At 63.3% G+C, this 6830-nt stretch carries 8 protein-coding genes; 2 read left to right on the top strand and 6 right to left on the bottom strand.

Annotation, left to right across the window (positions count from 1 at the left end):
* Positions 1–121: 121 nt before the first annotated feature.
* Positions 122–1030, bottom strand: coding sequence for an amino acid ABC transporter substrate-binding protein (locus tag FXB41_RS17245; protein ID WP_007592406.1), 909 nt, complete (start codon positions 1028–1030; stop codon positions 122–124).
* A gap of 178 nt (positions 1031–1208) precedes the next feature.
* Positions 1209–1628 carry a nuclear transport factor 2 family protein gene (locus FXB41_RS17240; RefSeq protein WP_007592408.1) on the bottom strand — a complete coding sequence of 140 codons (420 nt, stop codon included), beginning with the start codon at positions 1626–1628 and terminating at the stop codon, positions 1209–1211.
* Positions 1629–1771: 143 nt separating this feature from the next.
* On the opposite strand from FXB41_RS17240, the gene FXB41_RS17235 reads away from it, so the two are divergent.
* Positions 1772–3013, top strand: coding sequence for an amidohydrolase family protein (locus FXB41_RS17235; protein ID WP_007592410.1), 1242 nt, complete (start codon positions 1772–1774; stop codon positions 3011–3013).
* Between the two features lie 213 nt (positions 3014–3226).
* A complete protein-coding gene (locus FXB41_RS17230) occupies positions 3227–3538 on the top strand; it encodes a hypothetical protein (protein ID WP_007592412.1) in 312 nt (103 codons plus the stop codon).
* A gap of 12 nt (positions 3539–3550) precedes the next feature.
* Here the strand turns inward: FXB41_RS17230 and FXB41_RS17225 are convergent, their stop codons facing one another.
* The 4 genes from FXB41_RS17225 to FXB41_RS17210 all read right to left on the bottom strand — a co-directional run bounded on the left by FXB41_RS17225 (position 3551) and on the right by FXB41_RS17210 (position 6820).
* Complete coding sequence (locus tag FXB41_RS17225) at positions 3551–4474, bottom strand: DUF1932 domain-containing protein (protein WP_007592414.1); 924 nt, start codon at positions 4472–4474, stop codon at positions 3551–3553.
* Positions 4474–5343, bottom strand: coding sequence for a substrate-binding domain-containing protein (locus tag FXB41_RS17220; RefSeq protein ID WP_007592417.1), 870 nt, complete (start codon positions 5341–5343; stop codon positions 4474–4476). The genes FXB41_RS17225 and FXB41_RS17220 overlap by 1 nt, the downstream gene beginning before the upstream one ends.
* An 83-nt stretch (positions 5344–5426) precedes the next feature.
* Positions 5427–6110: a 4-carboxy-4-hydroxy-2-oxoadipate aldolase/oxaloacetate decarboxylase gene (locus tag FXB41_RS17215; RefSeq protein ID WP_007592418.1), complete on the bottom strand. Its 684-nt coding sequence runs from the start codon at positions 6108–6110 to the stop codon at positions 5427–5429.
* Positions 6107–6820 carry a PIG-L deacetylase family protein gene (locus FXB41_RS17210; RefSeq protein WP_219682585.1) on the bottom strand — a complete coding sequence of 238 codons (714 nt, stop codon included), beginning with the start codon at positions 6818–6820 and terminating at the stop codon, positions 6107–6109. The genes FXB41_RS17215 and FXB41_RS17210 overlap by 4 nt, the downstream gene beginning before the upstream one ends.
* Between the last annotated feature and the right edge of the window lie 10 nt (positions 6821–6830).

The following is a 6830-nucleotide window of genomic DNA, read 5'->3' as shown; positions in this document are numbered from 1 at the left end:
CGCGGAGACAGACCCCTCACCCGAGCGAGTCTGCGTCCACCAGCGGAGATGCCCTCTCCCGCAAGGGGCGAGGGCACAATGACACGCAGCCGATTGCAACCAGCGCCTTGGCGCCCTCGCCTCAGTTGACCACGTACACATCCGGATCGAAGCTGGAGCTCGGCTTCTTGAAGGCGTTGCGCAAGGCGCCCGACATCGGGACGTTGTAGTTGAGGCCGTTCGGCGGCGTCGGCGATTCCAGCCACTTCTTGTAGAGGACCTCGATCTCCTGGCTGGCGTATAGCTCTGCAGTCGCGCGGTCGGCGAGCGCCTTGAACGGCGCGTCCTCCCGCCGCAGCATGATCCCGTAAGGCTCGGGCTTCGAGAACGTCTCCTCGCTGATCATGAACAGCTGCGGCTCCTTCGAGCGCGCGATCGCGACCGCGAGCTGCACGTCGTCGAGCGCGTAGGCCTGGGCGCGGTCGGTTTCCAGCAACAGGAAGGCCTCGGCCTGGTCCTTGGCCGGCATCACGTTGATGCCGAGATTGCGCTCGGTGTTGACCTTGGCGAGCTGCGTCAAATTGACCGAGCCGGCCACCGCGGTCACCGCTTTGCCCTTGAGATCGTCGATGGTGTTGATCTTTGCGGCTTTCTTGGCCGCAAATCGCGTTGCGCTGAGGAAGTGCGTGTTGGTGAAGGCGACCTGCTTCTGGCGATCGGCATTGTTGGTGGTCGCCGAGCAATGCAGGTCGAGCGTCCCGTTGACCATCAGCGGAATCCGGTTCGACGACGTCACGGCGAGAGTGTCGACCGCGATGTCGGGCATGCCGAGCTGCTTCTTTACGGCATCCACGATTCTAAGGCAGATATCCATGGCAAAGCCGACCGGCTTCTGGTTGCCATCGAGATAGCTGAACGGGACCGAAGCCTCCTGATAGCCCAGCGTGATCTTCTTGGTCTCTTTGACTTTCTGAAGCGTACCCGACAGGTCTTCGGCGGAGGCGGCAGTTGCAAGGCATGTGAAGGCCAGGACAACAGTGGGTAAACGCATTGGGAACTCCTCGAGGAGGCTCGCGCCTCCATGCCGGGCGCAGCAATCGCACCGTTGATAACGCAGGGGCGCGGCAGCCGCCAGACGAGCTTGCGTCTACCAGCTATCGCGGCTTGCGATATGGTGACCGGCCGTTTGTCTCTGTGGAGTCAGGGCAGCTCAAGCGCCAGGATGGCGCTTACGCATCGATACCGCGCTGGACCAGGATGCGCTCGGCGCTGTCGTTCCAGACATCCATCTTGGTGATCTGGCCATTCCGGACCACGAAGCGGTCGACGTAGCGGTTGCCCTCGAATGAGGTCCCATCTTTCCATTCGCCGTAGAGCGTGCCGACACTATAGACCACGGTCTCGCCGTCGCCGGGGCAGACGTCGAACCGATCCATCTTCTTCTTGACCCAGCGGTAGCGCTTGGCGTTGAACCCGGCCGGGCCCCGCGGATGATCGAACTCGCGCCCGCCGGTAAAGGTGATCACCGTGCCCGGCGCCATATAGGCCGCCGCGGCGTCCGGATCGGGGATCATCGACGCCGTGAGATAGGCTTCAACGATCTCGGCGTCGGACGACGGACCGGCTTCGGCTTTTGCGGTAGCGGACATGGCTCATTCTCCCGGGGTTGCGGAATACTAACGCCGCTCTCGGGGAATACGTGCATATATTTTGAACATTTCCGTCGCTACACTGCCGACAATCTGGAGCCGCCAAACGCGGCCGAATGCACTAAATTCCTTCCCCAAGAGCCATGACAACGCAACCCGCCTTTGACCTCATCTTTCGCAACGCCTTGCTGCGTGGTGCCGCCGACCCGATGGACATCGGCGTCACGCGCGGCCGGATCACCGCCATCGAACCGACGCTCGCCTGCGAGGCCGTTGAGGTCGATGTCGGCGGGCGTCTCGCCCTGCCCGGCTTCGTCGACAGCCACATCCATCTCGATAAAGCCTGCCTGCTAGGCCGCTGCGGGCATGATCACGGCAGCGTCTCCGAAGCGATCCGCGCCGTCTCCGGGATGAAGAAGGATTTCTCGGTCGAGGACGTCTACGCGCGCGGCGCCCGGGTGCTCGAACGTGCCATCGTCCACGGCACCACGCGCATGCGAACCCACGTCGAGATCGATCCGCGCATCGGCTTGCGCGGCTTCGAGGCGGTGAAGGCGCTGAAGCGTGACTATGCCTGGGCGATCGACCTGTCGCTCTGTGTCTTTCCGCAGGAAGGCCTCACCAACGATCCCGGCAGCGAGGAGCTTCTGATCCAGGCGCTGCGCGACGGGGGCGCGGTGATCGGCGGCTGTCCTTACACGGACACCGATCCGAACGCCCATCTCGCACGCATCTTCGACCTCGCCGAGGCGTTCGACGTGGACGTCGATCTCCATCTCGATTTTGATCTCAATCCCTCCTGGTGGCACCTCGACGAGGTCTGCCGGCAGACCGAGCGGCGCAACTACGGGGGCCGCGTGGCAATCGGCCATGCGACGAAGCTCTCCGCACTGCCACCGGAGCGGCTGAGGGCCGCCACTGCGCAACTGGAGAAGGCCGGCGTAGCCGTCACCGTGCTGCCGGCAACCGATCTCTATTTGATGGGGCGCGAGGCGACCCACAACGTGCCACGCGGGCTGACGCTCGTCCACAAGCTCGCCGGCGACGGCGTGCTGTGCTCGATCGCGACCAACAACGTGCTCAATCCCTTCACGCCGTTCGGTGATGCCTCACTGCTGCGAATGGCGAATTTCTACGCCAACGTCGCGCATGCCTCGGTCAACGACTTCGATACCTGCCTTGATCTCGTGACCGAGCTGCCGGCGCGGCTGATGAACCTCGGGGATTACGGCATCGAGGTTGGGAATCCGGCCGATCTCGTTGTGCTCGACACGCAAGACAGCCGCTTCGCCATCGCCGAGCTGCCGGATATCGTGATGGGCTTCAAGAGCGGCCGACAGACTTTTGCACGGCAACGGCCCACTCTATTTCGCCCTGGTTCCTGATCCGCTCTCAATGCATATCTGCATTGAAGGGCGTCTGATTCCCCCGCAGCTTCCGTTCGATGTTACCGCCCATCGTTCCGCAATTCCGAATCCGGTAGATTCCCGGATAGTAGATTCTTGCTGATTCTCGATAGCTGCGCGCATTGCAAGTCCCGCGGTGCCCGTCATAGTAGGATCGGCACTGATGTCTGCATTCAACGGGGAAGCATCGACATGTTCAGCGCATTCAGCGGCATCGAGCACCAATCCAATCGAGCGAGAACGCCCAGCGAGGCCGCGGTGAAGCGGCTCGACGGCATCGGGCACGTCCTGTCGGACCTCGATCTGGCGGGCGTCCGGACACAGGATGAGCTAACGCGCATGCTCCTGACGCTCGATACCGCCGACAAGTGTATTCGATCGATCCGCGCAGAATTCCGGACCGAAGCCGCGAATGATCGGCTGGCCCGCAAGACGGAAGACCTGATGGCGTTGATCGAACGCGCCCGCGACGAGCTCACCGGCAGTCGCACGGCAAAGTCCTGAGCAGGAGCCGCCCTAGCTCTCGCGATTGATCTTCGCCAGGATTCGGTCCGCCTCGGTGCGCCAATCAGCGCTGCAGGCGAACTCCTTGGTGCCTTTCGTTCCGAACAGGCCCTCATCGGCGAGGTCCGCCACCCAGGCCTGCCGCTCGGCGGTGCCCTGCGCGGACCACGGCGTCAGCCCCGCTTCACGCACGGTCTCGGCGACCTCGCGTACTTCCTCGGCGCGGCGGCGGCCATGCTCGATCACGCGCTGGAAGCAATAAGCGCCCTGCTTCTCCCAATCGATCGTGGGAAAGGTTTCCGCCAGCGAAGCCAGTACCGCATCCTCGACGCCATAGGCGCGCGCGGTGGTGAAGCTCTCGATCACCATGGCTTCCAGGCCCTTGATCATGATGCTGCGACACATCTTCACCGCCGAGGAAACCCCGAGCTTGTCGCTCGCAACCTTTGCCGCAAAACCGATCGCGTTCAAGAGCGGCTCGAGTTCCCTGGCGTCGGGACCACCGAGCAGCAACGGCACCTTGATGCGATAAGGCGGCACCGACGTCATCACCGCGCCCTCGACATAACGTCCGGCGGCCCCATCGATCAGCGCGGCAGCGCACTGCTTGGCGCCGGGAGACGCCGAATTGAAATCCAGGAACCAGGTGCCTTGATTGATCGCGGCCGCGCAGGCCTCTGCCACCGGCACGGCCTGGCTCGCCGTGACCGCGGAGATGATGAAATCGGACTTCGCGGCCAGCTCGGCGTGAGACACCGCCAGCGCCACACCGAATTTCGCCGCATGCTCCATCAGCGGTGCGCCCTGCTCGCCCCCGAGCTTGATGTCAAAGGCTGTGACCGTGATGTCCTGCTGGCGCAAATCCTCGGCCAGGATCCTGCCGACCTCGCCGTAACCGACCAGTCCGATCTGCCATCGCCTGGGATCGCCCGCCATCAGTTCAGTCCTCGTGTTGTTGCGTCGAACAGCTCCTCGACAGCATAGCGGCGCGGGATCAGCGCCTGCTGGAACGCGTAGTCGACGATCAGCTCCAGCGACCTTCTGTTCGCTTCGATTCCGAACGGAACAAGGTCCGGCGTTGCCGCAGGCCCCGCCTGCGCCTTGTTTTGCTTGAGCAGATCATAGACGCCCGAAACCACGTCAGGACGCGATTTCGCCAGCTGCTCGGTCACGACCACGAGATGGTTGACCGGGACCACGCTGCGGCGCGCGTACCATATGGCGGCTTCCGCGGCCGGATCGGGGAACAGCGGCCTCAGTTTCGGATCGCTCGAGGCCTCACCGAGGACGGCGTCGAGCTCGCCGTCGAGCAGCATCTGCAAGATCTTCTTGCCCTTCGGCGCGCGCTCGGTGGTGTCGACATATTCGGCGACGTGCGGATCCTCGAAGGTGACCCAGCGGATCTTGCCGAGGTTGACGCCGTAGTCGTTGGCGAGGATGCCCCTGATCCAGGCTCCGGTCGTGGTCGTGAAGGAGCGGATGCCGATGCGCTTGCCTTCCAGATCGGACGGCCCAAGCGTTCCACGCGCAGGATTATAGAGCGCGTAGGAGTGCTGAAAGCGGCCGAGCATGGCTGCAGGCAGCAGCACCAGCGGCTTGCCATGCGCCTTCGCCATCAGATAGGTGACGATTGCCATCTCGCAGACGTCGAAGGCCTGCTCGCGCACCATCGGTTTGAACGCAGTGTTGGTCGGCGTGTATTCGATAAAGTCGAGGTCGAAGCGGTCGGAGCGGAGCTCGCCGCTCTTCACCGCCTCGACATGGCGGTGACTGCCGAGCACGGCCTTCAGCTTGAGACGATCCATCGGCCCACTCCGCTTCTCGAGAGCATGATCCGGAAAAGTGTGAAGCGGTTTTCCGAATAGATCATGCTCAAAAAATACTACGCTCAGACATCCTCAGGATCGTCGACGTAAACGAGCCCCGCTTTCGCCAAGGCCTCACGCATGCTGTACATGTCGAGGCCCAGCTCGCCCGAAGCCAGCCGCTTGCGCTTGCCGCCTTCGTCGGCGTTGCGCTTCTTCGCCTTCTCGGCGACCTCGGCTGCGTAGCGCTTCGGCACGACCACGACGCCGTCGTCATCGGCCACGACGATGTCGCCGGGATCGACGTTGACGCCGGCGCAGACCACGGGGACATTGACCGAGCCAAGCGTCGCCTTCACCGTGCCCTTCGCCGAGACCGCGCGCGACCACACTGGAAAGTTCATCTCGTGCAGCGCTTTGACGTCGCGGCAGCCGGCATCGATAATCAGCCCCTGCACGCCGCGCGCCTGCAGCGAGGTTGCGAGCAGCTCGCCGAACATGCCGTCGGTGTTGTCGGTGGTGCAGCCGACGACGAGAATGTCGCCCTTCCTGCACTGCTCGACCGCGACATGAATCATCCAGTTGTCGCCGGGTTGCGCCAGCACAGTGACGGCGGGACCGGCAATCGCGGCGCCAGCCCAGACCGGCCGCAAATACGGCTTCATCAGGCCGAGCCGGCCATAGGCCTCGTGCACGGTCGAGACGCCGTACTCCGCCATGGCGGCGGGATCGGCGCGCTTGATGTTACGAACGACGACGGGCTTCATGCCAGCTCCTCCGCTACCGTCGGGAACAGCCGCTGATAGGCCTCGCCATAGGTCATCGGCACGCCGGTGTTACGGCTGCCCTGGATGCCACGATTGAGCGCGACGCGCTCGTAATAGCCCCAGAGATGCTTCTGCGCAGCGAGGATCTGGAACGCCTCGTACTTCTCCTTCCAGACCTCGTCGATCTTGAGAAGCAGGTCCGGCTTGTAATTGCATTGCTCCGGCTGGTGCGGCTCGAACAGGAACACCGGCGGCGCCGAATATTTGTACTGCGCTCCGGGCTTGTGACCCATGGCCTGCGCGACCACGCGGGTTTCCTGCGCGAAATGCGCCGCGTTCGGATGGTCGAAATTATAGGGGTCCTCCAGCGCATGCGTCAGCACGAAGCTCGGATTGAGCTCGCGGTAGATGTCGACCATGCGGTTGAAATGCGCCTCGGTCAGCTTCAGCGGATAGTCGCCGCAGTCGAAGAACTCGATCTCGGCGCCGAGCAGTTTTGCAGCACGCTCCGCCTCGTCCTTGCGGCCGGCCTTGACCGATTCCAGCGTCGCGCCCTTCTCCTTCCAGGCGAACTGGCTCTCGCCGCGCTCGCCGAAGGACAAGCAGACGATCTTCATGCGATAGCCCTTCTTCGCATGCAGCGCGATGGCACCTCCAGCGCGCCAGACGAAATCGCCCGGATGGGCCGTGATCACGAGACCTGTTTTCATGGGACAAACT

The sequence above is a fragment of the Bradyrhizobium canariense genome (assembly GCF_019402665.1).
GTDB lineage: Bacteria > Pseudomonadota > Alphaproteobacteria > Rhizobiales > Xanthobacteraceae > Bradyrhizobium > Bradyrhizobium canariense.
This window is presented reverse-complemented; position numbering and strand designations above follow the sequence as displayed.

Bases quoted from the DNA above. Each gene is read 5' to 3' on its own strand.
- FXB41_RS17245 (WP_007592406.1), bottom strand. From the start codon at position 1,030: ATGCGTTTACCCACTGTTGTCCTGGCCTTCACATGCCTTGCAACTGCC.
- FXB41_RS17240 (WP_007592408.1), bottom strand. From the start codon at position 1,628: ATGTCCGCTACCGCAAAAGCCGAAGCCGGTCCGTCGTCCGACGCCGAG.
- FXB41_RS17235 (WP_007592410.1), top strand. From the start codon at position 1,772: ATGACAACGCAACCCGCCTTTGACCTCATCTTTCGCAACGCCTTGCTG.
- FXB41_RS17230 (WP_007592412.1), top strand. From the start codon at position 3,227: ATGTTCAGCGCATTCAGCGGCATCGAGCACCAATCCAATCGAGCGAGA.
- FXB41_RS17225 (WP_007592414.1), bottom strand. From the start codon at position 4,474: ATGGCGGGCGATCCCAGGCGATGGCAGATCGGACTGGTCGGTTACGGC.
- FXB41_RS17220 (WP_007592417.1), bottom strand. From the start codon at position 5,343: ATGGATCGTCTCAAGCTGAAGGCCGTGCTCGGCAGTCACCGCCATGTC.
- FXB41_RS17215 (WP_007592418.1), bottom strand. From the start codon at position 6,110: ATGAAGCCCGTCGTCGTTCGTAACATCAAGCGCGCCGATCCCGCCGCC.
- FXB41_RS17210 (WP_219682585.1), bottom strand. From the start codon at position 6,820: ATGAAAACAGGTCTCGTGATCACGGCCCATCCGGGCGATTTCGTCTGG.